Here is a 20,724-nt window from a genome sequence, read left to right as displayed (position 1 = left end):
AAGAGGTGGACTTGATCAACACTACTGATATTATATGCAAAAAGCGACCTAACAGTAACTGTTAGGTCGCTTTTGTGGCCTCGACAGGAATCGAACCTGTATCTGGAGCTTCGGAAACTCTTATACTATCCATTGTACTACGAGGCCAAAGCCTTCCTGCTCATCAGGAGAGGAAGGCAAAACTAAGGTATTTAATGATCAATTACAAAAGCGGTTTATGCTTATTTTCGATCACATATTAAGATTGCTTTTGAAGATCTTTACAGCGATAGCCAGAAGGATTACTCCAAAGAACTTACGCACCACCATCAGACCCGCCTTACCCAGGATGCGCTCAATCCAGCTCAGGGAGCGTAAAACGATATAGATAATCACCAGATTCAGCAAGATACCCGCAAGGATATTCGTTTCTTCATAGTTGGCTTTCAACGACATAATGGTGGTCAGGGTGCCTGATCCGGCGATGAGCGGGAAGGCAATAGGGATCAGACTACCTGTCTTGGTATCCTTTTCACTTTTAAAGAACTCTACTCCCAGGATCATTTCCAGACCGATTACAAAGATCACAATTGAACCGGCTACTGCGAATGAATGTACGTCTACGCTGAGGAGGTTCAGGAAAGGCTCTCCGACCAGCAGGAATAATACCATGAGAAAGCCGGAGGCAATTGTGGCTTTTCCGGAATCGATATGGCCCAGTTTTTCTTTCAGCGAAATAAGAACGGGTACGGAACCGACAATATCAATAACCGCGAATAGCGTGAAGGTGATAGCCAGTATCTGGTCAAAACTGAACATAGGAGTAACGTGTTTGCAACAAAAATAACGGTTTAATTGGTTATTACATATGGAAATATACTGTCATAAATATAGTAATCAACTGCATAAAAAAAAGGCGTCCTGCATCATGCAGAACGCCTTTTAATTCTTTATTGACAGATCAACCCGGCATACGGGAGAGGTATTTATCCATTTCTTTAATCTGGCTAACTATCTGAGCAGTAGTCGCTTTTAACGCTTTTGCCCTGCGCAGGTAGTCTTTAGCTGTTCTAAAGTCGCGGCGGCTCATAGCAATTGAGGCCAGCGTCAGTAAGGCTGCTGCCGTATTTTCCTTATCAGGAAGACCCATACGCACTGCCTTTTTCAGGTTCTGATCAGCTTCTTTCAGATCGTTTTTCTGGTAAGCGATGGTACCCAGCTGGAAATACTGCATGCCTTCGTATTCTTTCATCGGGCTACCCGAAGCGATACTTTGACGGATGGTAGCTTCTGCTTTATCCAGGTCTTTGTTGTACATAGCCATGTTGCTCTGCATGAAATAGTAGACAGAGCGGATTGGTTTGTACAGCAGTTTAGGGAAAGCAATCTTATTCATCATTCCCATCGCCTTTTCAATATCTCCGGCTTCAACCGCTTCCTGCACAAGTCTCATTGGTCCGAACATAAAGTGCGTAACAATGCATATTACAGCTATCAGTAAAGGAATAGTTGCTTCCCACCATCCTACAGTAATACCCAGTGCTACACCACCCACCAGGAAAAGGATCCCTAATGGCAGACGATATAGAATAAAAAAATTAAATGCTTTCATTTGCGAATCTTGTTTTAAAAATCAGGTGGAACCCTTACAAAGTTGCACGTTTTATAGCTTACTTCCTTATAAGAGGCGCAAAGATAAATAAAAAAAGGTGTGTCAATATTAAGAGATTCTTCTACCTTTGAATCATCAGATGATATGACGACTTAATACTATGACCACAATAAGAAAAAGCAGCCTGGCAGAAGAAGTAGCCCAGCGGCTGCAGGAACAGATTTCACTTGGCGCATATAAACCCGGAGAAAAGCTGCCTACCGAGCCGGCATTGATGCAGGCATTCGGAGTAGGCAGGTCTTCCATCAGGGAGGCCGTGCGCATCCTGGCCAACAGTGGCGTACTTCGAGTACAACAGGGGCTGGGAACATTTGTTGAGGCCTGCACTGGCATTGACGAGCCTTTGCCGCAGCGCCTCAAGAGAGCTACAGCAGACGACCTGGACGAGGTAAGATTATTATTGGAGATCAAGATTGCTCAGAAGGCTGCGTTAAACCGGTCAGCTACCGATCTGGAAAAGATGGAATCATTTCTTCGTCAGCGCAAAGAGTCAGCGCTGATAGATGATACTCCTGCAGCCATCGAAGCAGACATCAATTTCCATATTAGTATTGCAGAGGCATCTGGTAATAGTATTCTGACAGATCTCTATAAGACAGTGGCTTATCATCTGAAAAACCACTTTCTGGCGCAGTTTAAAGATGCTGCCAACTTCAGGGAAACCCAGCAGCTACATAAGAACCTGCTGAATAGTATCAGCGCTCAGGATCCGCAGAAAGCGTGGCAATGGGCGCAACGTATTGCACAACACATCAAAGACGAGCCTACAAAGTAAATTGTTATGGACAAAACCTTACAGGAGACTGCTACAGCACAGGCACAGCAGGCAGCTACTAATACCGTATTCTCTATATTGCTGGCATTGAGTTTTTCACATATGATCAATGATACCATACAGTCATTGATCCCTGCCATTTATCCGATAGTAAAAGACTCCCTTAAACTGACGTTTAGCCAGATAGGGCTGATTACTCTTACCTATCAGCTAACGGCCTCGTTACTGCAGCCGCTGGTAGGCCTTTATACGGATAAACATCCTAAGCCCTATTCATTGGCAATAGGCATGGGCTTTACCCTACTGGGGCTGATCAGTCTTTCGCAGGCGCATCATTTCTACCTGGTATTATTCTCGGTAGCATTGGTTGGTGTAGGATCTTCTATATTTCATCCCGAGGCTTCCAGGCTGGCATATATGGCCTCAGGCGGTAAGCATGGCATGGCACAGTCGCTATTCCAGCTGGGAGGCAATGCAGGTAGCTCCCTGGGGCCATTACTTGCTGCTATGATCATTGTACCCAAGGGGCAGTCCAGCATCAGCTGGTTTGCACTGGCGGCATTGCTGGCTATTGTGGTAATGATGAATATTGCTACCTGGTACAGAAACAATACACACCGTATTCGCGATAAGTCAAAGTCGGCCGAAAGCGTACAACAGGTACGCCTATCCAAAGGAAAGGTAACCTTTGCGCTGAGTATACTGCTGGTACTGATTTTCTCAAAGTACTTCTACATGGCCAGCATGACCAGCTACTATACCTTTTATCTGATTGACAAGTTTAATATTTCAGTGCAAAGTGCGCAGGTATACCTGTTTATATTCCTGTTTGCTATTGCAGCGGGTACCTTTATAGGCGGCCCTGTAGGAGACAGGATAGGCAGGAAATATGTTATCTGGATCTCTATTCTGGGTGTAGCGCCGTTCTCATTGCTGTTGCCACATGCGACATTGTTCTGGACAGCGGTACTGAGTGTCTTCATCGGGGTCATATTATCCTCTGCTTTTTCTGCTATTCTAGTATATGCGCAGGAACTTGTGCCAGGCAAAGTGGGCATGATTGCCGGTTTGTTCTTCGGCCTTGCGTTTGGAATGGGTGGTATTGGTTCTGCTTTGTTAGGTAAACTGGCTGATAGCACCAGCATCTCTTATGTGTTTGATGTATGTGCTTATCTGCCGCTAATTGGATTACTTACGGGCTTTCTGCCTAACGTAGAACGTTCAGGGCAAAAGAAATAAAAAACCAGCTCACCGGTCTCTGTTGGTAAAAGGAACTTTATCACCAGAGACTGGTGAGTGCATTATTGGATAAAACGCTCTGGGTTTCATCAATTAAATAACCATTAAGACACAATCTTTGATATAATAGCGTGATAATATTGTTGCAATAGGTTTATATGTGAATCGTGGAATGCCGGGATGTTTTGTATCGCGTAACGTAGTCTGTTCTTCAGGTCTTGTCTCAAAATTAGCTGGTGATGCTGAAATCACATAGCAGTTGCAGGCTGTTCCATGATTTTAACAAGCTGTTTTTAATCCCATCTCCCCTCCTTGTTCCGACTTACACTTTTCGGGAAAAAACATTATATTTAGTCATGCCTTCTAATACTTATTGCATATGGAAACAACTTCGCAACGCGACGAACGCCTTTGGAAAATAGCCAAGGCGAGGGCTTCATTCCGAACGTCCCTGCTCGTCTATCTTGTTATCAATGCCTTTCTCTGGGCGCTATGGTTCATTACACAAGGACCATCTCACCATGGTATTCCATGGCCGATATGGCCTTCATTGGGCTGGGCACTCGGTCTTGCATTCCAGTATTTCTATGCATGGCATCACGATCCTTTCGGCGATGCGGTGAGAGAATATGAAAAACTACAGGCCGAAAAACAACGCAGAGGCCTCTAAATTCCACTACCTTCACACGGGGTAAAGCATACCACCAAAGCATTATCTACAATCTATGGAGCAGCCACGAAGATTATTTGACGTAATCGAACACCAGCTAAGAAATTTCCCGAAAACAGACATGCTGGTAGGAAAAGAAAACAATGTCTGGAGAAAATATAATACACAGGAAGTAGCCGATCTTACATTGCGATTTAGCGCCGGACTGCTGCAATTGGGCCTTGATAAGGGGGATGCAACTCCTGAAGGTTGTGATAAAATAGCTATCATATCTCCCAACCGTCCTGAGTGGGTGATCACTGATCTTGCCTGCCAGCAGGCAGGTATTATTCTGGCTCCGCTATATCCTACATTGAGCGAACACGAAATGGAGTTCATCCTGAATGATTCAGGAGCTGCCATATTGTTCATCAGCGGACAGGATATGTTTGATAAGGTTCGTCTTATCCGGCATAAGCTAACCCACCTGAAAGAGATCTATTCTTTCAACAAAATTGAAGGCGTGCGCCATTGGCTGGAGATTCCGGAGATGGCCACCAAAGAATATACAGACCGTATACCCGCTATCAGAGATGCTGTTAAACCTACACAGGTGGCCACCATCATCTATACGTCAGGTACTACTGGAACGCCTAAAGGTGTGATGCTTACACATGATAATATCATGAGTAACGTTACTGCTTGTATACCTTACCTTCCTGTAAGCCAGGAAGCAAGGGCGCTGAGTTTCCTGCCACTCAACCACGTATTTGAACGCATGGTGACCTATGTATATCTAACCGCTGGAGTACCTATCTACTATGCAGAAAGCATGGAAACCATTGCCGACAACCTGCGCGAGGTAAAGCCTAGCATCTTTACTACTGTACCCAGATTACTGGAAAAGGTATACGAAAAGATCATGGCTAAAGGCCTGGAACTGAAAGGTATTAAACGAGCATTGTTCTTCTGGTCAGTGGAACTGGGTAAGAAATATGAAATCAACAAATCCATGGGCTGGTGGTACGATTTCCAGCTGTCCATCGCCAATAAACTGGTGTTTAAGAAATGGCGGGAAGCCCTTGGCGGGAATATTGACGCTATAGTCGTCGGATCGGCACCCTGCCAGGTCAGACTACTGAAAATATTCACTGCAGCCAATATACCGATCCTGGAAGGTTATGGCTTAACAGAAACCTCACCAGTAATCAGTGTAAACAGGGTAGATGCCAAAGACCGCATGTTCGGTACTGTTGGCCCCCTGATCAGTAATGTTGAAGTAAAGCTGGCTGAAGATGGAGAGATCTGTTGTAAAGGTCCTAATATCACACCGGGCTATTACAAACGTCCGGACTTGACTGCAGAGTCAATCACCGACGGCTGGTTTCATACAGGAGATATAGGTGTGCTGGTCAATAACAAATTTCTGAAGATAACTGATCGCAAAAAGGAACTCTTTAAAACCTCCGGTGGGAAGTTTGTTGCTCCTCAGCCTATCGAAAACAAGTTCAAAGAATCTCCTTTCATTGAGCAGATTATGGTGGTAGGAGAAAACCGGAAGTTTACCGGTGCCCTGATTGTACCTTCCTTCCCTCAGCTGGTCAGCTGGGCAGCCAAGAAAGGCATTAAAACAGGTACACATGAAGAACTGCTGAAAAACACTGACATACAACAGCTTTATAAACAGGTCGTTGAGAAGTATAATCAGTATTTCAGTCATATTGAACAGATCAAAAAGTTTGAGCTTTTGCCTAAAGAATGGACAATCGCCAACGGAGAGCTCTCTCCTACATTGAAACTAAAGCGGAAAGTGATCGTTCAGCAATATGAGCAACAGATAGAGAAAATATATAATTAACAGATAGTGGAGCGCAAATTTTAAACGGTTTGCTTGAAATATGTAAAAAACGTTTACTTTTGCACTCCACTTTAGGGTTTAGCCCTATGGCCCGGTAGTTCAATGGATAGAATAGAAGTTTCCTAAACTTTAGATACAAGTTCGATTCTTGTCCGGGCTACAAAAGAGAAAAGTCAGCATTCAGGTGCTGACTTTTTTGCGTTATATTATACTACCTTAGCCCCGGACAAAGTGATGCGCGCCTAGTTAACCATTTACCCCCAATCAATTCCACATGAGACGCCTTACAACCCCACTAGTAGTACTTTCCCTATTCGTTATTGCCGGATGCCAATATGATCCTTATGCCCATAGGTTTACCACCAGCAAGCCAGCATTTGAAGATCTTACCGGCATATACAGGTTCAACGAACAGACTGCCACAAATGATCCGATTGGTCAAGCCGGCATAGACAGTTACATTAGTCTGAAAGCAGATAGTACCTATGAAGTCAAGAATATACCCGACGTGTTCAATACCGACTCGGCTACAGGAAAGATCAATTTAACAGGGTATTACTCCACTCATGGGAAATGGGAGATCAGCAGTGTTGGCAGCGTTGACTATGGTAGCGGTTTGGATAAACACTGGGGCCTGCTGCTGACAGGGTTCGATAAGGAATATGCCAGTATAGGGCTTATGGGCAATAAGCCCCCATATGAGATCCTGGTCACACTCGGCGACCCGGATGCGGGAGAAGTCATGATCTTCTCTAAAGAATAAAAAGCCGAAGTCTTTTACAACACCGGCTTTTCAGCTTTATTAGTAGTATAATGCCTGCTTAAATCGCTTTGCCAGTAAACCAGTAGCTCTTGCCGGATCAATCTCTGCTACAACCACCCCTGCCTGTCCGTAAGCCCCATGCACAATGCAGCTGCCATCCGGTCCTACCAGGGTAGAGGCTGACTCAGGGTAGCGGGAAGAGTAATTTGAACTACCTACATAGATAGTATTCTCCATTGCCCTGAGCATAACGGCTTTTTCATAGTATGGGTTTTCCCGGGCACACCACTCTTTCAGTTCCACGCCTGCCGTATTACTTCCCACAAAGTGCGGGAAGAAGACAATTTTAGCATCCTGCTGTGCAGCCCATCTGACAGATTCAGGGTAGCGGAACCCCTCATGACAGATGGTAATACCAAACTTCACTCCTTTCACTTCAAATACCTTACGTTCCGTACCAGCCACCCACAGATTATCTTCAGTAGGGTCCAGCTGATTTTTAGTCTGACTACCTAATATCTTACCTTCTTCCGATATAACAAAGGCAAGATTAAGCAGCTTTCCGTCCTCATACCAGTCCATAGGTATAATGATCGCAATATTATTGCTGGCCGCAATGTCACAGACCTTTTCAAGAGCATGTTGCAGCGTTTCGGGAGTACGGTCTTCTGGTTGATAGCCCATTCCCGGATACCCCGGTAGATAAGATTCAGGAAAACAAATGATCGCCGCATTTTCTACAGCTGCATCTTTTACTAGTTTTTCAAGCCATAACAGGCCATCCGCCAGGGAGGCAGGGAAAGGGGGTGATGCCAATGCTATTTTCATAAGTAGATAATTAGTCCTCAAAACTAACTAATCGCTGCCACTACTTTTAGTATATTTAGATGCACAATCTCGCCTATGCGTCAGCTCTTATTCCCCCTGCTACTTATACTCGTAAGTACTAATACCATGGCTCAGCATTCTTTTTATGTCAGGCTAAGAGACAAAGACATGCGCCATTTGGCAATGGATACAGCGGGTATGAGTATTGGGGATATCAGGGTATATCTGAATACCGGCTCAGGGAAAAAGGGCGTTCATTACTGCGGACAGTCAAGCGCTCTGAATACAATTCTATTGGAGAAAACAATAGATGACAAGAAAGTTTTCTACCAGCTGAATACGAATGTCGATTTTTTAAATGATTCTACCCTGATTGAATACTCATTTATCCCTGAAAATACTTCGTCAAGCAGGTATTACGATGAGGGTGTATGGGTACTTGTAAAGTTCAAAAAGAATAAGCCACAACTGGAGATAGACAAAAAGCCTGAACAGGCAGTGCGAATACCCATTGTCAATGGCACAGGTATTTATTATTATGCGTCAGATACGCTCCAAAAGGTAAGCAATGAGCAGAGCTATACTGCGCTATGTAAGCTGAAGCAGGATGGTTACTATTACCTGCCCAGCCTCGGCCGTCTTTATACCCTGCATAGTATTGATGAGGTTAAATAAAGCATGTTGTCTGCTACACCCTGGCTGTTTTGGACTAGTATAACCAGATAGAGTAGCTTTAGGCCGGCAAATATCTTCAACTCCTAAAAGCTATGCCTGTTAGCAGGTGATAACAACTGTACCTACAAATTTCTTATTGTCAATGACTCTTATAACATACTGAAAAGCAAATTAGATCCAGCATTTCCCAACCGAATAAGTGCGGGCATTCCCTGCAATCAATACCCGTGTGTCTTTATCAGTACAAAATAAAGTGCCTAGTCGGGCGGATAGCTGTTGGGCCTTTAATTCCTTCTTACCTAACCGTTCACTCCAATAAGGTATAAGAGAACAATGCGCAGAGCCTGTTACCGGATCTTCCAGGATAGATGCCTGTGGCGTGAAAAAGCGGGAGACAAAGTCACAGGTATTCCCAGGCGCTGTAATAATCACTCCCCCGGGATCAAGGTTAATCTGGTCAAGCAGTTGCCTGTTAACCTGCATATGCCTGATATCCTCTTCACGTTCATAGACCAATACATAGTCTCTGGCCTTTAATACTGAAACCGGCTCCTTGCTGAACGCTTGCCTTATTTCACCGGGCAATTCTACAGAAAACGGCTTCCTGGAAGGGAAATCCAGCACATATAGCCCATTATCAAAGCTGACATACAATGTACCACTAGCTGACTCAAACCGGACACTGCTTCCCCTATAGTCCATGAAAGTTTTAATTACATGAGCTGCTGCTAATGTAGCATGGCCACAAAGGTCCATCTCAATTTCTGGTGTAAACCATCTAAGGTGATATCCATCCCCGGAAGGGATGAGAAAGGCGGTCTCTGCTACTGCGTTTTCACGTGCCAATAGTAAGAGCTGCTCATCGGGTAGCCAATGTTCCAGTGGCAAGACGCACGCCGGATTACCTCCAAACACATGCTCGGTAAATGCATCAACCTGGTATAAGTTCAGTTCTGTCATTGATAACTGTAGTATAAAAACATGTAAAGCCAGCTTGCGGCTGACTTTACATACTTGATTGCAATAATATTGATTGATTACTCTTCATCTTCTTCAAACTCGTCTTCCTCGAGCCACTCAAGATAAGAATAATACCATTCTTCCAATTCGTCGAGCAAGGCTTCTTTTTTAGCCGGATCGTTCTTAAAGAACTCATCCACATTGTCCAGTTCTTCGACGATATCAATATGACCATTTTCCTCATCTTCATCTACACGTTTAGCGAAGAAACGGGGTTGCTCGGTATGAAATATATATTCATTATCAGGATCCGTAACTGGATCATCAGCAATCATAAACTTGGGTAACTTTGCCATATTAATACTGTTTTATTTTAGTAATCAGTGTCCTTGCTGGACCAGACAAAAGTATCGATTAATCATTTACAGCCAAAAAACAGTTTTTCTATATTCAGACCGGATGTTGCCCTGTATTTTCTATAATTCTGTTCAATACGCTGACGGCCAGATTATACTCTTCTTCGGTTATGCCCTGCATCATTCGGGCTGTTCTCTCCTTTTGCAGCATCCGCATGTTCTCATAGGCTTCCTTCCCTGACGCAGTGAAGACACATTTGTCTTCCACAGAAACAGTTACCCACCCACGTTCGGTCAGAGACTGTAATAACTCTCCATATTGCTGCACACCGATAAACGCTTTCAGCTCCTGATAAAACTGCCAGGTGTTAATACTGCCCTGTGCTGCAATTGCACACATCACCCGCCAGTGATAACGGGATACAGCAAGGTCATTCAGTTCATCATCCAGAAAAGCGGTGATACGTTTATCAGCCTCTTTAAGATACCAGCCTAGCGGCTTATCCATTTCCATAGTATAGGTGTTATAAATAGTAAGTTGAAGACCTTAGTTTTTCTGATAATTCACAGGTGTCTTGCCTGTCCATCTCTTAAATGCTCTTGTAAAAGCGCTTATTTCATTGTACCCGAGCATATAGGAGATGGTCTTTACCGGATATGCGCCATCTTCCAGGTAATGTAACGCTAACGACTTCCTTACGTCATCGGCTACGTCCTGGTAACTGATACCCTCTTCCTTAAGTTTACGCTGTAATGTCCTGGGACTGATATTAAAATTTAATGCAATCTCTCCAAGCGACCTGATACCGAGATAGGCATTTGTAAGCAGATACTGATGTATCCTATCTTTCAATGAATTACCGTGAACATTGCCCTGCTGCGTCACCCTTTGCAACAGCGTGCGCTGTATCTCATAATTGGCTGTCAACAGGGGTTCATTCCAGTAATGCGCATCAAATACCAAAGCATAGGTATCCGTACTTTTTTCTACCTCACATCTGAATACTCTTGCATATTCCACAGCATTATCTATTCTGTATGGAAGTTGCACTGCCAGCGGCCTAATCTTCTTCAGAAGTAGTCCATCTATTTCGTGTACCACAAATACCATAAATAGCTCTAATGTCTGCCTGAACTCGAAACGTTCTGGATGATCTGTTAGAGGATGGAAGCTTACTGTAAAACGGCTTTTGTCATCGCTTACATGCAGACGAAAAAGCCCTGTCATCAGATGAGCCAGTGCGGCTGCTTGTGTTACCGCCTCTCCTACTGTTTCGCTGCTTCGGATAATCTCTCCTACTATCCCTAGGGCGGATAGTTGTAGCGACTCTCCGAAATGAAGCCCGAACAGATTATCACTGGTAAGGGCAGCCGCCTCTTTCCAGAGGTGGCTAAGCTGTTGATTGCTGATAGCATAGTCCTGCTGCTCCTGTAAAGCAGAAAGATCAATCCCTGCCAGCTGGCTTAGCTGTATAACCGGCGCATCCCGCAAGGCTGCATAGGCCAGAAAGTTCAATACGAAACGCCGCTGAATGTTTTCCATAACATGTCGCGAAATGGTAATTGTTTGTCGCATAAAGATAATCATACACGGCCTTACCCGGAATAATTTTGTGGCATACAATCACCCAAAAAAATACATACAACATGGAAAATCAGACAAAACAGGTAGCGATTCAATTTCTGACTGCGGTTCAACAGGGCGATAATCAAACATTGGCAGCTTTACTTGATGAGCATATCGAATGGGAACAGCCCGGCAACAACCGCTTCTCCGGTTTCAAGTCAGATATTACACAGGTATTTCAAATGGTAGGCGGTATGTTTGAGCATACTGGCAATACACTGCAATTGTCAGCCATTAAAGATATTGCTGTTAGTGGTAACAGTGTGGCCTGCCTTATCCAATGGAAAGCACAGCGTCCTGATGGCGGCACCCTGGATGTGCATAACATTGACGTTTACACCGTCACCGCCGGCAAGATCGTCAAGGCGAAAGTTTATACCTGTGATCCAACACAAGAAGACCTGTTCTGGGGGAAATAATTAAACTAAAAAGTAACACACTGGCACACTATTCGTTCTATATGGCAAAACCAGTTATATGAAACTATTCTTTGCAGCTGCAGCCTTATTGACAATGGCAGGTTGCCAGCAATCCTCCAACACATCCTCTGATACAACTACAACTTCGGCAGACAGCAGCATAGGTACGCCTGCAAGTGCAGCTATCGCTACTGGCCCACAATGCTTTACACGCATCTCGGGTAAAGACACTTCTTACCTGCAGTTTGAAGCCACCAATGACGTGATCAACGGACAGCTGGAATACCGCCTGTTTGAAAAGGATAAGAATCAGGGCGCTATTTCCGGCGCTATAAAAGATAATATTATTGAAGCAGAATACCGCTTTATGAGTGAAGGCGTAAACAGCGTAAGACCTGTTGTATTCAAAGTGGAAAATGACAGGATACTGGAAGCAATTCCCTCTTCATTAGATAGCCAGGGAGTACCGGTATTTGATAAAGATCCGTCTAAACTGAAGTTTGAAGAAACTGCCTTTGTAAAAGGAGCTTGTAAATAACACCGGCTTTGCCAAAACAGCGCCCCACGACATGATCGCGGGGCGTTTTGTTTATGGTAATGGCTGGTTAATCAGGGTCATAGGATATAGATGCTATTGTCTTATAAAAACGTCAACTATCTTTCCGGGGATATTATGCGACTGGCTAACAATATTGCCATTCTTACCGGTACTTACATCAAGTACATACAGGCTGCCTTGTGTACCCACAACAAGCTTGTTCACATCGTCCATTACTTTTATCATAGTAACAGCCTTACCGGAAAAATTAGCATCCAGCAGGCGTAGCTCCTGGTTCAAAGGGTTATACCTGTAGATCTTATCATTAGAAGTGAAATAGAATACACCCAATGTCGAGGACTGCCACTTCGTATCTGCTGTAAGCAGGCTATCACCTTTAAACCTGCGTTTAGAGGTAGTAATAAACCTGGACTTACCATCCAGGAACTCCAGCGCAAACCTCAACTCAAATACCTTTCCTACGCTGTCACAGAAGGCATACACATCATTCTCAGTCAGCTTTTCCATCTCAATAAGGTCCATTTTCAGGTCTTTAGGATTAAACAGCGAATCCTGCTGGGTATAGTCCGTGCCAAAATAGGTAGTACGGTCAAAACGCAGGAAGCTCTTTTTTACCTTGTCAAATCCCAGGTAATACAACCCCCTGTCGGTACTTGCATAGATCAGATCCGGCGCTAAGGTATAGTTACCGCCAATCGGGTTACTGAAATAACCATAGTATGTTCCGAACGGCGCTGTTTCTATAGTACCTACATACATCTTATCATTCAGGATAGCCGTTGTTGTACCATCATATAACCGCTGAAAATAAGAAGGATGTATATCCCCCGGAGGATCATAAAAGTTCTCTTTCAGGTATTTCATCTTCTTCAGGTCATCACTGTTTACCTGTACGGCCGGGTTTGTTCCCTCAGCACATACTATCCAGTAAGCAAAGTTCACATTCATATAGTACTGGTTCCGCAAAGGCACTATCTGCAGCGGCTTCTTACCCAGGTCTTCGCCATTAATGGCAGCATACAGGTCTGGCTGTACTGTCCCATCCGGCTTGATAAAAGAAAGCTTCGCCTGTCCATCATCGTCTGACAGTACAACTGTTCCTGTTGTAAATTCAGTCTTTCCGTTGATAACGAACTTGTAATAGTATTTCATACCAATACCATTATCACTGACAATCAGCGTCGCATTATACCTTTTGGAGCCTAGCCCGTACAACATACGCAGTGACAGCCCCTCAAAATCCTCTGAACGTGCTTCCTGCGGTATATCTATCTTCCAGTTACAGGTAAGATCGGTGCGGCCTTCAGGCAATACTATCTTAGGCGTGATAATCAGACTGTCTCCTGTAAAAACAGTATAGGCGGTATCCAGGTTGGTTATAACCGGCGTGCCAAGCGTTGTATAATCATAGTTCCCCTTATCCTTAAAGCAGGATGATATAAAAGGGAGTAGTAATGCAGTGAGTATATATAGAAATGATCTCTTCATTGTATAGGTTTTAACTTAGACACGTTTACCATTTTCATCCCTGAAGTAGTATCTGCCATCATCAGGGTTTAACTCCAGCTTGTATTTGTTACCAGGGTTCCTGCTGCTGTAGAAATAGAAGAAACCGTCTGCCTCCTTCGTGATAATATAGCCTTCTGTTGCAAACTGCTCTACCCACTTAAAAGGATCCAGCAGGAAAGACTTAAACCTTCTAGTATGATAAAGCGCTTTAGGTATTGTGTTAAAGTCAGACATATTTGTACCCAGCTCTGTTGCTCCTGAGGCTCTGATAAACAGCTCATGCTTAACCCTGGAGTAATCACCCAGCTCACCAGCCCAGGTATTCCACCAGGTTGGCTTTTCCAGCCTGTTAGAGAACTTTACAATTCCCTTGTTCTGCAATGTAAAAGCCACGCCCAGATCTTTAGTAGGTTTCAGCGTAAGGCCGATTGTCAGGGTTTTGGACTTCAGTACTGTATCTTTATTGTAGATGATTAACGGCACCTGGCAAAGACCTGAATCCGGCTGCATGACGTACTCTTTCTCCAGTGCCTTAAAATGAATACCCGGCTTAGCAGTTGTTGAACTATCAACAGTTTCAAGCACAAATCTGCGCTCGCCTGCTGTGCGGAAACCAGAAATTCTCACCGGTATGTATAGGGTATCCTCTCCTTTGTCGGGAAAGTAGGCGAATGAATATAACAGGCTATCTGTCTTATCATCCGGATCCTCAGGATGGAAGTCAAAGTAGACATTCTCTGTTGTATCAAATACTGTTATTTCGTCTTTCTTGCAGGCAACTAATACCGTACAGCAAAGAACACTGAATAAAAATATCTTTTTCATCGGGCTGTAGGATTTTATCTGTTACCAAATTGTATTTCATCGTCAGGCAGAGGCAGTACAAACAGTTTGTTGGTAGCCGGATACTGTATACCTGCCAATCCGTTTACTGGCCTGTTAAGACGTTTATACATATAAAATATCTGCCCCTCTCCATAGAACTCCTTCCGGCATTCTTTCACCAGTTCGTTCATAAACACGTCCTTCGACCTTTCCTCTGTAATACGTGCGCCGATACCACGATGTAAGCGCACTTCATTAAAGTAGTCCCAGGCTTTAACCGGATCTGTATCAAACGTACACTCCGCTGCTATATAATACATCTCGCTCAGCCTGATGGCAGGTGCCATTTGATAGTGGATATTGGCATCCCCGTCACGATAGTACTTCTCCAGCTGCAGGCGTGTACCCAGGCCTCCGCTCTTTTCGCTGAACCATTGCTTATACCGGAAGTCATCACCGCCTACGCCGCCTGTCTCATATATATTCTGCCCTTCAGTGGTCGTTACAAAAAGCGCACTTTCCCCATTCCTGAACCGCTCATTAAGCCTGCCTGACATATTAGGTACATACCATCCAAAAAGGAGCTCTCTGTACAGAATGCGGTCTTTCTTCTCGTCATCAGGATTCAGGAAGTCGTTCTGACGGGTCCATGGGAACTTCCTGGCATTGATTACTTCAAGGGCGTTTGTAAGCGCATTGGCCTTATCTCCTTTATACAGATAAACTCTTGCCAGCTCACCACACACGGCATAGTAGTTCATGCGGTGACGGCGGTTCTGCATAAACAGGGTATTGGATTCTTCAGTACTGGAATCCTTGGCCGGATAACCTACTTTATAGCCTTCATTCAGTATAGGATCAGAGATCTTCAGCAATGCCTTGGCTTCATTCAGATCCAGGATGGCGGAATCCAGTACACCGCGAACGGTAGCCATCGGGGTAATATTCTTGGTAAAGCTCATTACATAGGGTACTGCACTAGCCCCCGGATCATTTACATATGATGGTCCAAACATGCGCAGCAGATCAAAATGCAGGTAGGCTCTTAATGCCAGGGCCTCTCCTTTGATCAGTTCGTACTCTCTGCCAACAAAAAGGTTTTCCTGCCCCTTCAGATGGTGAAGGATCAGGTTACAATTTGCAATAGCGGCATACAATGCTTTCCATACATTATCTCTTCTATTAATAAATTGTTCCTCCTCATAATTGTACAGCGAGGTCTGTCTGTATCCCTGTGGATCATCACTGGTAATTACATAGTTCTGCGCCAGTACATCCAGGAAACCACATGTAATCTCCCGGCCGTAACTATCTTCCTGGGTACAGCGACTATATACCCCATTCAGCGCCTCTTCAAAACCAGATTGTGTACTGAATAAAGCGCCCTGCGATACTTCAGACTTAGGTGTAACATCCAGCCATTTACTGCAGGATATAAGACCGGTAGCCATCATCACTATTATAAGTATATAATATTTCTTCATCTTGCTGCTTTTTTTAGAACTGAGTAGATAATGAGAAGGTGAACGTTCTCGCAAACGGATAGTCAATTCCTCTTTCTGCCTGTATACTGGATGTTCTCCAGATGTCGTTCATATTTACTGCACATCTGAGGTTGTTCATCCTGTAACGCTTTGCGATCTCCATCGGAAGGTTATAAGCCAGATAAACTGACTTCAGCTCTACCACATTGTCACGTTGTACAAACCTTGAAGAGGTACGGGTAGATCCCTGATCAGCAATATCCTTATACAATGCCTTGTCTCCCGGTTGCTTCCATCTTGATTCCAGTACCCGACGGTCTACGTTATAGCGTGGATCAGCATTTTCCACGCGGTCTACCAGCGTCTGGTTGTACAGGTCTCCTCCACCTTTTGCGTAGAATCTAACCTCTGCAACCCAGTTACCATAATACAGGCTACCGCCAAATGTGCCTTCAATTCTGGTTGTCATATCTCCCACAGGCACCATATCTTTTACGCTATATGTATGCGTATAGGTACCATCTTTCTTCATGAATATCTCCTTACCTGTCTCCGGGTCTATACCCATTGACTTCACCGCGTAAATAGTATTGAGCGACTGTCCTTCCTGGAAACGCAGCAATGGCACAGAGTTAAGCTCCGGATCATTCTGCTGCTTGTCATCTACCTTGTCATTATAGCTCTTCAGCGCGTTAGAGATTTTGGTAATCTTATTCTTATTGGTTACAAAGTTGGCAAACAAATTAAATGACCAATTCTTACCTCTTAACACGTTACTACGCACATTCACTTCAAACCCTCTGTTGACCATTTCTCCCAGGTTAGCTTTATAATCTGTAAAACCTGCTGAAGGTGGCACAATGATATCTGCTAACAGATCTTTCGTCAGTTTATAGTAGTACCGAGGAGCAATGTAGAACCTTCCGTTAAACAGGTCCAGTTCCATACCTGCGTCATAGTTCTTAGTACGCTGCCATCTTAAGGAAGCGTTACCATATGTTCTGAAAATAGCCCCTACTCCTGTAGAATACCAGTCATTACTATAGTACTGGTAGGTGGTATTGGACAAGTAAGCCGGGAAAGACACATCTCCTGTCAGACCGGTAGTAGCTCTCAGGGTCAACTGAGAAATCACCTTACGCGGAATAAACTTTTCGTTGTGTACATTCCATCCAAGTCCATAAGACCAGAACGTTGCCATACGGGAGTCTGTACCAAATTTGGAAGACCCGTCCAGACGAACAGTTCCATCCATCAGGATCTTGTTTTTATAGGAATAGTTAGCATAGAGGAAGGACCCTATCAGGCGGTCCTGTGCGAAGTCGCCCTCAGGAGATTTATCTCTTTCATAGATACGTGCAAATTCAATCTGTGAAAACCGGTCATTGGAAAAGCCCTGTGCCTTGAAGGTCTTCATGTCATTACTTCTGTCCTGAATGTTTGTACCCAGTGAGATATTCAGGAAGTTGGACCGTATCTGCTTTGCATAGCTTAAGGTAAGGCTTCCATCGGCCTGCCAGAAATCTTCGTCCGAGTAAGTATACATACCACGGTCTTTCATGTCATTACCTGTAACGGTATAGTATTCATTACTGAAAGGAGACACAAACTTGTCTGCTGTAGCTTTTCTTTTCGTCAACGAGATCTGGCCCCTTAGTCTCAGCGCCGGGTTAATAGTCCACTCACCAGAGAAGGCATCCATAAACTCCACATAATCATTCTTTTCCAGGCTTCCCAGTGTAGCCTCATACATCGGATTCAGCACAGCGTCTGTCTGTGTTCTGGACTCTGCTCCTGTACGATAGCTCCACTTGTCTACCTCCCGCAGCAATCTGCCTGTTGAATCTGTTTTAGGGTAATAAGGATTCATTCTTACATACCTGGAAAACTCTCTGTACGGAGACTCCCTGCCATCAACCTGCGTAATAGACATCTGGTTTCTGAACTGGATCTTGTTCTGTACATTATAGGAAAGGGAGGCGGCAAGGCCATAACGTTTTCTGTAAGAGCCTTTCATGACGCCATTGTTGGACTGATAACGTACGTCAAGGCCATACTTAACTACCGGTGTACCTCCTTCCAGGTAAATGGAATGTTTATGCCCCAGATCTACCTGCAATGGCTGTGATAACCAATAGGTATTCACTCCGCTTAATACATTCTTCTTTTTCTGGTAATACAGCTTTTCCAGGTCCATGGGCGCATCTACGTTATTAGCCTCATACAGCTTAGCCAGCCGCTCATATTCCAGTTTCTCTGCTGCATTCAGCACCTGATAATCAGATAAATCTGGCGCATTCATGGTCATTTCATAACCATAGTTTACTGCCAGCTTACCCTCCTTTGGCGCTTTGGTACGGATCACTACTACGCCATTTGCTGCTCTTGAACCATATATTGCTGTCGCAGCCGCATCTTTCAGCAGCGTCATGGATGCAATCCTATTAGGATCCAGGTCAAATACTGTCTGTGCATTTACTTCATACCCATCCAGGATGAAGGTAGGCTGGTTGGTAACACCAGTCAGCATACTATTCCTGGTCAGTTTGGATACATCCGCACTTGGCAGGGCGGTAGTACCTCTTACATTGATATTGGGTATCCTGTTTGGATTAGACCCCAGCAAGTTGTTTTCCACCAGCTTAAAAGAAGGGTCATATGCCTGCAGGCTGCTTAGTATATTCTGTGGATTGACCCGCTTGATATCATCAGAAGTTAATACCGTGGCAATACCGGTAAAACTTTCCTTCTTAATCTCGTAATAACCTGTTACAACTACATCCTTCACTGCCTGTACATCCGTTTTCAGACGAACATCCAGCTTTGCCTGGCCCTTAAGCGTTATCTCCTGAGATTTATAACCAATAAAGCTGAACAGGATATGTGCATTCTCAGGCACATTTCTCAGTTCATATTTACCATCATTTGAAGTATGTACGCCATTGGAGGTACCTTTTACCACAACTGTCACACCTGGCAGGGGTACGCCGGTATCATCAGTTACACTACCTGATACTGTAATAACAGCTGGCCTTGCCTGCTCTGCAGCTTGCCTACCTTCAGTTGCGGCAGCTGATCTCTGAACAGGTGCAGCACCTTCCTGTTTATAAATAATGAACAGGTTTGACCCCGCCTCTTCGGCCTCCAGCCCTAACGGTTTCAGGTATTGATTCAGGTATTGAATAAACTTTACGGCTGACCCTTTTGCGGAGGGCGGCTCTGCCTGCATATTGCCAATAGCCTGGCCTACGTAGTTGATACGGACCTTGTATCTTGTCTCCAGAGAGACAAGGATGTCTTTCAATGTTTGTTTTCCGGCGGCGGACTGATTTAATCCGGTTGCAGCCAGCAGTTGCTGCTGCGGGTGATGGCGTATGTTATCCGAAGCAGCATATCCCATGGCTGGCAACAGTAACAACAGGGCAGCACGACTCCCCATACACCTAAAGTAATTTCCAGGCATAAGCAATAGATTAAGGTTGGTTGATTTTTATAAACTAAACGCTACTAGGTTTTCTTTCTCCTGATGCTGTAGTTATTATTGTCCTTTTTTTCGATAACCACATGTAAGGACCTTGACAAAGTTTTGAAAAATATTTCTACACCTGACATTGGTATACTACCTGTAAACAGTTCCTTCCGTAGTTCCTGATCTTCTATCTTAATGTTGATTCCTAAGTTCTCGTTTAATACTGCAGCTACTTCGGCAATCGTCGCTTCATTGAAGACAAACATATTGTCAAGCCATGCATTGTAGTCAGCAGGATTTACTTTCTGACGTGACAGCTGATTTGTTTTGGTTGAAAACGTCACCATCTCTCCGGGACGCATACTCACCTCCGGCTGGTCTTCGCCGTTTAGTTTCAGGCGCACAGCGCCATTATTCAGTACCACACGCGTCATTACGCGTCTGGTGTTGACATTAAATTCTGTGCCTATCACCTTCACATCTACATCAGAAGTATGCACCGCAAATGGTGCATTACTGTGTTCAGGAAGAATGGTGAAAAAACACTCTCCATCCAGCCAAACCTCGCGTTTGCCACTTGCATCCATGGCGAACCGAAGCGTAGAGTTGGCATTCATACGCACAACTGAGCTATCCGGCAGGGTAATTTTCCTGACTTCACCATAGGCGGTGGCATAGTTGAGCATTACCGGACTGGGGCGGTTAAACAGATACCAGCCGGTAGCGGAAGCAATCAGTACGCCTGCAAAAGCAGCTGCATACCGCCACGATACGAACATCCTTTTCCTCTCCGGGGCCTGCCGTATGGAATAGGCTATACGGCTCCAGACTTCCGTTTTATCATCCTCTGTTGGCATGTATTCTTCCGGCCCGATAAGCAGCAGTACGTCTCTTGCCTGTTCTACCGTAGTACGATGGTCTGGATTCTCCCGCAGCCAGGTTTCCCAAAAGACGGTAGTATCGTGTTCCGGATGTATAATCCATTTACGAAACAATTCATCATGAAGAAAATCGGTTACTGTGTATTGTCTATAATCCATAATCAGTACTACTCCTGATAGGCTTTAATGAGATAAAG

General features: G+C 44.4%; 20 protein-coding genes and 2 tRNA genes. 9 read left to right on the top strand and 13 right to left on the bottom strand.

The window, feature by feature from the left end; genetic code table 11:
• Nucleotides 1-75 precede the first annotated feature (75 nt).
• The 3 genes from K1Y79_RS19205 to K1Y79_RS19195 form a co-directional block, all read right to left on the bottom strand.
• A tRNA-Arg gene (locus K1Y79_RS19205) sits at nt 76-147 on the bottom strand.
• 84 nt (nt 148-231) lie between these two features.
• Nucleotides 232-798: a MarC family protein gene (locus tag K1Y79_RS19200; RefSeq protein WP_220251776.1), complete on the bottom strand. Its 567-nt coding sequence runs from the start codon at nt 796-798 to the stop codon at nt 232-234.
• Nucleotides 799-940: 142 nt separating this feature from the next.
• Complete coding sequence (locus tag K1Y79_RS19195) at nt 941-1,591, bottom strand: tetratricopeptide repeat protein (protein ID WP_220251775.1); 651 nt, start codon at nt 1,589-1,591, stop codon at nt 941-943.
• A 160-nt stretch (nt 1,592-1,751) separates the two neighbouring features.
• On the opposite strand from K1Y79_RS19195, the gene K1Y79_RS19190 reads away from it, so the two are divergent.
• From K1Y79_RS19190 to K1Y79_RS19165, 6 genes are all read left to right on the top strand, one after another.
• Entirely contained in the window at nt 1,752-2,426 is a 675-nt protein-coding gene (locus tag K1Y79_RS19190; protein ID WP_220251774.1) for a FadR/GntR family transcriptional regulator, read from the top strand.
• Nucleotides 2,427-2,432: 6 nt separating this feature from the next.
• Nucleotides 2,433-3,665 (top strand): MFS transporter, encoded by a 1,233-nt coding sequence (locus K1Y79_RS19185; RefSeq protein WP_220251773.1) that lies wholly within the window; start codon nt 2,433-2,435, stop codon nt 3,663-3,665.
• 379 nt (nt 3,666-4,044) lie between these two features.
• Nucleotides 4,045-4,335, top strand: a complete 291-nt coding sequence (locus K1Y79_RS19180) for a 2TM domain-containing protein (protein ID WP_220251772.1) — start codon at nt 4,045-4,047, stop codon at nt 4,333-4,335.
• A 55-nt stretch (nt 4,336-4,390) separates the two neighbouring features.
• Nucleotides 4,391-6,172 (top strand): AMP-dependent synthetase/ligase, encoded by a 1,782-nt coding sequence (locus K1Y79_RS19175; protein WP_220251771.1) that lies wholly within the window; start codon nt 4,391-4,393, stop codon nt 6,170-6,172.
• Nucleotides 6,173-6,260: 88 nt separating this feature from the next.
• Nucleotides 6,261-6,332, top strand: a tRNA-Arg gene (locus K1Y79_RS19170).
• Between the two features lie 114 nt (nt 6,333-6,446).
• Nucleotides 6,447-6,935: a hypothetical protein gene (locus K1Y79_RS19165; RefSeq protein WP_220251770.1), complete on the top strand. Its 489-nt coding sequence runs from the start codon at nt 6,447-6,449 to the stop codon at nt 6,933-6,935.
• Nucleotides 6,936-6,974: 39 nt separating this feature from the next.
• Here K1Y79_RS19165 and K1Y79_RS19160 read toward each other — a convergent pair whose 3' ends face one another.
• Complete coding sequence (locus tag K1Y79_RS19160) at nt 6,975-7,763, bottom strand: carbon-nitrogen hydrolase family protein (RefSeq protein WP_220251769.1); 789 nt, start codon at nt 7,761-7,763, stop codon at nt 6,975-6,977.
• A gap of 75 nt (nt 7,764-7,838) precedes the next feature.
• Here K1Y79_RS19160 and K1Y79_RS19155 point away from each other — a divergent pair, with 75 nt between their 5' ends.
• Entirely contained in the window at nt 7,839-8,438 is a 600-nt protein-coding gene (locus K1Y79_RS19155; RefSeq protein ID WP_220251768.1) for a hypothetical protein, read from the top strand.
• A 171-nt stretch (nt 8,439-8,609) separates the two neighbouring features.
• Here the strand turns inward: K1Y79_RS19155 and K1Y79_RS19150 are convergent, their stop codons facing one another.
• From K1Y79_RS19150 to K1Y79_RS19135, 4 genes are all read right to left on the bottom strand, one after another.
• Nucleotides 8,610-9,398 (bottom strand): PhzF family phenazine biosynthesis protein, encoded by a 789-nt coding sequence (locus K1Y79_RS19150; protein WP_220251767.1) that lies wholly within the window; start codon nt 9,396-9,398, stop codon nt 8,610-8,612.
• Between the two features lie 77 nt (nt 9,399-9,475).
• Nucleotides 9,476-9,754 carry a hypothetical protein gene (locus K1Y79_RS19145; RefSeq protein ID WP_220251766.1) on the bottom strand — a complete coding sequence of 93 codons (279 nt, stop codon included), beginning with the start codon at nt 9,752-9,754 and terminating at the stop codon, nt 9,476-9,478.
• A 94-nt stretch (nt 9,755-9,848) separates the two neighbouring features.
• Nucleotides 9,849-10,268 carry a MarR family winged helix-turn-helix transcriptional regulator gene (locus K1Y79_RS19140; RefSeq protein WP_220251765.1) on the bottom strand — a complete coding sequence of 140 codons (420 nt, stop codon included), beginning with the start codon at nt 10,266-10,268 and terminating at the stop codon, nt 9,849-9,851.
• A 33-nt stretch (nt 10,269-10,301) separates the two neighbouring features.
• Nucleotides 10,302-11,297 carry an AraC family transcriptional regulator gene (locus K1Y79_RS19135; RefSeq protein ID WP_220251764.1) on the bottom strand — a complete coding sequence of 332 codons (996 nt, stop codon included), beginning with the start codon at nt 11,295-11,297 and terminating at the stop codon, nt 10,302-10,304.
• A 104-nt stretch (nt 11,298-11,401) separates the two neighbouring features.
• On the opposite strand from K1Y79_RS19135, the gene K1Y79_RS19130 reads away from it, so the two are divergent.
• Entirely contained in the window at nt 11,402-11,800 is a 399-nt protein-coding gene (locus tag K1Y79_RS19130) for a nuclear transport factor 2 family protein (RefSeq protein WP_220251763.1), read from the top strand.
• 58 nt (nt 11,801-11,858) lie between these two features.
• Nucleotides 11,859-12,338 carry a hypothetical protein gene (locus K1Y79_RS19125; protein WP_220251762.1) on the top strand — a complete coding sequence of 160 codons (480 nt, stop codon included), beginning with the start codon at nt 11,859-11,861 and terminating at the stop codon, nt 12,336-12,338.
• Nucleotides 12,339-12,431: 93 nt separating this feature from the next.
• On the opposite strand, the gene K1Y79_RS19120 is transcribed toward K1Y79_RS19125, so the two are convergent.
• The 5 genes from K1Y79_RS19120 to K1Y79_RS19100 all read right to left on the bottom strand — a co-directional run bounded on the left by K1Y79_RS19120 (nt 12,432) and on the right by K1Y79_RS19100 (nt 20,686).
• Nucleotides 12,432-13,847 (bottom strand): PKD-like family lipoprotein, encoded by a 1,416-nt coding sequence (locus K1Y79_RS19120; RefSeq protein ID WP_220251761.1) that lies wholly within the window; start codon nt 13,845-13,847, stop codon nt 12,432-12,434.
• A 15-nt stretch (nt 13,848-13,862) separates the two neighbouring features.
• Nucleotides 13,863-14,693, bottom strand: a complete 831-nt coding sequence (locus K1Y79_RS19115; protein WP_220251760.1) for a DUF4843 domain-containing protein — start codon at nt 14,691-14,693, stop codon at nt 13,863-13,865.
• Between the two features lie 14 nt (nt 14,694-14,707).
• On the bottom strand, nt 14,708-16,177 hold the full coding sequence (locus K1Y79_RS19110) for a RagB/SusD family nutrient uptake outer membrane protein (RefSeq protein WP_220251759.1): 1,470 nt from the start codon (nt 16,175-16,177) through the stop codon (nt 14,708-14,710).
• A 13-nt stretch (nt 16,178-16,190) separates the two neighbouring features.
• Complete coding sequence (locus K1Y79_RS19105) at nt 16,191-19,616, bottom strand: SusC/RagA family TonB-linked outer membrane protein (protein WP_236059699.1); 3,426 nt, start codon at nt 19,614-19,616, stop codon at nt 16,191-16,193.
• A 68-nt stretch (nt 19,617-19,684) separates the two neighbouring features.
• The gene (locus K1Y79_RS19100; protein ID WP_220251757.1) at nt 19,685-20,686 is read right to left on the bottom strand and encodes a FecR domain-containing protein; all 1,002 of its coding nucleotides are present in this window, start codon (nt 20,684-20,686) and stop codon (nt 19,685-19,687) included.
• Between the last annotated feature and the right edge of the window lie 38 nt (nt 20,687-20,724).

This window comes from Chitinophaga rhizophila (genome assembly GCF_019492185.1).
GTDB lineage: Bacteria > Bacteroidota > Bacteroidia > Chitinophagales > Chitinophagaceae > Chitinophaga > Chitinophaga rhizophila.
This window is presented reverse-complemented; position numbering and strand designations above follow the sequence as displayed.

Bases quoted from the DNA above. Each gene is read 5' to 3' on its own strand.
- K1Y79_RS19195 (WP_220251775.1), bottom strand. From the start codon at position 1,591: ATGAAAGCATTTAATTTTTTTATTCTATATCGTCTGCCATTAGGGATC.
- K1Y79_RS19150 (WP_220251767.1), bottom strand. From the start codon at position 9,398: ATGACAGAACTGAACTTATACCAGGTTGATGCATTTACCGAGCATGTG.
- K1Y79_RS19125 (WP_220251762.1), top strand. From the start codon at position 11,859: ATGAAACTATTCTTTGCAGCTGCAGCCTTATTGACAATGGCAGGTTGC.
- K1Y79_RS19175 (WP_220251771.1), top strand. From the start codon at position 4,391: ATGGAGCAGCCACGAAGATTATTTGACGTAATCGAACACCAGCTAAGA.
- K1Y79_RS19135 (WP_220251764.1), bottom strand. From the start codon at position 11,297: ATGGAAAACATTCAGCGGCGTTTCGTATTGAACTTTCTGGCCTATGCA.
- K1Y79_RS19145 (WP_220251766.1), bottom strand. From the start codon at position 9,754: ATGGCAAAGTTACCCAAGTTTATGATTGCTGATGATCCAGTTACGGAT.
- K1Y79_RS19165 (WP_220251770.1), top strand. From the start codon at position 6,447: ATGAGACGCCTTACAACCCCACTAGTAGTACTTTCCCTATTCGTTATT.
- K1Y79_RS19140 (WP_220251765.1), bottom strand. From the start codon at position 10,268: ATGGAAATGGATAAGCCGCTAGGCTGGTATCTTAAAGAGGCTGATAAA.
- K1Y79_RS19200 (WP_220251776.1), bottom strand. From the start codon at position 798: ATGTTCAGTTTTGACCAGATACTGGCTATCACCTTCACGCTATTCGCG.
- K1Y79_RS19120 (WP_220251761.1), bottom strand. From the start codon at position 13,847: ATGAAGAGATCATTTCTATATATACTCACTGCATTACTACTCCCTTTT.
- K1Y79_RS19100 (WP_220251757.1), bottom strand. From the start codon at position 20,686: ATGGATTATAGACAATACACAGTAACCGATTTTCTTCATGATGAATTG.
- K1Y79_RS19180 (WP_220251772.1), top strand. From the start codon at position 4,045: ATGGAAACAACTTCGCAACGCGACGAACGCCTTTGGAAAATAGCCAAG.
- K1Y79_RS19155 (WP_220251768.1), top strand. From the start codon at position 7,839: ATGCGTCAGCTCTTATTCCCCCTGCTACTTATACTCGTAAGTACTAAT.
- K1Y79_RS19105 (WP_236059699.1), bottom strand. From the start codon at position 19,616: ATGGGGAGTCGTGCTGCCCTGTTGTTACTGTTGCCAGCCATGGGATAT.
- K1Y79_RS19190 (WP_220251774.1), top strand. From the start codon at position 1,752: ATGACCACAATAAGAAAAAGCAGCCTGGCAGAAGAAGTAGCCCAGCGG.
- K1Y79_RS19110 (WP_220251759.1), bottom strand. From the start codon at position 16,177: ATGAAGAAATATTATATACTTATAATAGTGATGATGGCTACCGGTCTT.
- K1Y79_RS19130 (WP_220251763.1), top strand. From the start codon at position 11,402: ATGGAAAATCAGACAAAACAGGTAGCGATTCAATTTCTGACTGCGGTT.
- K1Y79_RS19115 (WP_220251760.1), bottom strand. From the start codon at position 14,693: ATGAAAAAGATATTTTTATTCAGTGTTCTTTGCTGTACGGTATTAGTT.
- K1Y79_RS19160 (WP_220251769.1), bottom strand. From the start codon at position 7,763: ATGAAAATAGCATTGGCATCACCCCCTTTCCCTGCCTCCCTGGCGGAT.
- K1Y79_RS19185 (WP_220251773.1), top strand. From the start codon at position 2,433: ATGGACAAAACCTTACAGGAGACTGCTACAGCACAGGCACAGCAGGCA.